The sequence below is a fragment of the Mycobacterium sp. genome (genome assembly GCF_049585075.1).
In the GTDB taxonomy this organism is placed as follows: Bacteria; Actinomycetota; Actinomycetes; order Mycobacteriales; family Mycobacteriaceae; genus Mycobacterium.
The window spans coordinates 1-1,764 of the sequence record NZ_JBAUZA010000432.1; the positions used below are offsets into that span (position 1 = coordinate 1).

Annotated in this window: 2 protein-coding genes and 1 pseudogene; 2 read left to right on the top strand and 1 reads right to left on the bottom strand. The window is 66.4% G+C overall.

Annotated features, from left to right (window positions below; translation table 11 throughout):
- Window positions 1-161: pseudogene (locus WB785_RS20410) on the bottom strand (DUF1772 domain-containing protein); the annotation flags it as partial.
- Window positions 162-265: 104 nt separating this feature from the next.
- Here WB785_RS20410 and WB785_RS20415 point away from each other — a divergent pair.
- Both WB785_RS20415 and WB785_RS20420 read left to right on the top strand, forming a co-directional pair.
- Window positions 266-844 carry a TetR/AcrR family transcriptional regulator gene (locus WB785_RS20415; protein ID WP_424081243.1) on the top strand — a complete coding sequence of 193 codons (579 nt, stop codon included), beginning with the start codon at window positions 266-268 and terminating at the stop codon, window positions 842-844.
- Between the two features lie 87 nt (window positions 845-931).
- On the top strand, window positions 932-1,764 hold an 833-nt coding region (locus tag WB785_RS20420), incomplete at its 3' end, for an NAD(P)/FAD-dependent oxidoreductase (RefSeq protein ID WP_424081245.1).

The window sequence follows — 1,764 nt, forward strand, 5'->3', positions numbered from 1 at the left end:
CGGTCGCCGTAGCGATGGATGTTGCCCATCACCGCGAGCAGGGCTGAGTCGTCGATGCGGGCCAGCGCGGGCCGTTGCACCATCGCACAGAACACGTCGGTGCCATACACCACAGCGGTGCCCAGCACCGCGATCAATGCGAACAACTTGGCAACGTCCATGCCCCGGGCTCCCCTTTTCGTATTAAGTGTTAGCAACGCTAACTCCGCGAAATGGATCCTGTCAATAGCAATGCTAGTTTTCATATCGGCGCTAACATTGGGCTATGGCCATCGAGGACCGTCGAGCCCGGGAGCGCGCCGCGCGCCGCGCACTCATCACCACCACGGCACGCAAGCTGGCGGAGGAGGAAGGCTGGGACGCCGTTACCACGCGGCGGCTTTCCACCGAGATCGAATACAGCCAGCCGGTGTTGTACAAGCACTTCTCAAGCATGGAGGGCGTCGTCGCCTCCGTCGCCGTCCAGGGATTCGGCGAGCTCGCCGAGGCGCTGTCGGCGGCGCGCAGCGGTGCGACCGACGGCCGCGAAGCCCTGGGGCGAGTCACGCACGCGTTCATCCGTTTTGCCCACGACAATCCCGTCCTGTTCGACGCGATGTTCACCCGCGCCACGACACTGCATTTCGGCGCCCCCGACACCCCGGCCGAGCTAAACGCTGCCTTCGCCGAGCTTCGGGCGGCGGTCGGGATGGTCGCAGGCACTCGGGATGCCGACACGCTCTCGGAGGTGTTCTGGGCGGCGCTGCACGGCTTGGTCACCCTCGACCGAGCGGGACGGTTGCGTCCGGAGTATGAAGCCGCGCGGGTGGATCTGCTGCTCGCCCAGTTTTCGCCGTCGACGTGAGCCTGGTCACAGCCGCGGTTACGCTGTCACATCCGCGAACTGGGTGGTGTCTCAAGGGGAGAACACCCCTCAGAACAGGAGACAGCAATGACCGACCAGCGCACTCACATCGTCGTGATCGGTGGCGGATACGCCGGGACGCTGGCCGCTAACCACTTGCGGCTGCGCGCGGACGTCGACATCACCTTGGTGAATCCACGTCCCGTCTTCGTCGAGCGAATCCGCCTGCATCAGTTGGCCGCAGGCAGCGGCACCGCCGCCGTCGACTACGGCACCATGCTCGGCGAGGGCATCCAGCTGGTCGTCGACAGCGCCGAACGGATCAACACCGCCGACCGCAAGGTCGAGCTGGCTTCTACTTTCGTGTTGGACTACGACTACCTGATCTACGCTGTCGGCAGCACCGGCGCCGTGCCGTCCACGGTCCCCGGCGCAGTCGAATTCGCTTATCCCGTCGCTGAATTCGAGCATGCCCAACTGCTGCGCGCAACACTGGACGAGCTGCATTCCAACGCGCCCGTCACCGTCGTCGGCGCAGGATTGACCGGCATCGAAACGGCATCCGAGCTGGCCGAGCAGGGCCGACGGGTGACCCTGGTCTGCGGTGGGCTGCTGGGCCCGTCGTTGAGCGCGCCCGGCCGGCGTTCGGTGGCCAAGTGGCTGCGCCGCCTCGGTGTGGAGGTGCTTGAGACCGCGAGGGTCGACAAGGTCCATCCCGACGGGGTGGTGCTGGATGACGGCGCCGTGCTGCGCAGCGCGTTGACGGTCTGGACGGCCGGCTTCGGCGTGCCGGATCTGGCTGACCGCAGCGGGCTTCGCACAGATGCGCTGGGCCGGTTGCTCACCGATGAGACACTGACCAGCATGGACGATCCCCGCATCGTGGCGGCCGGCGATGCCGCTGCGCCGTCGGATCAGCC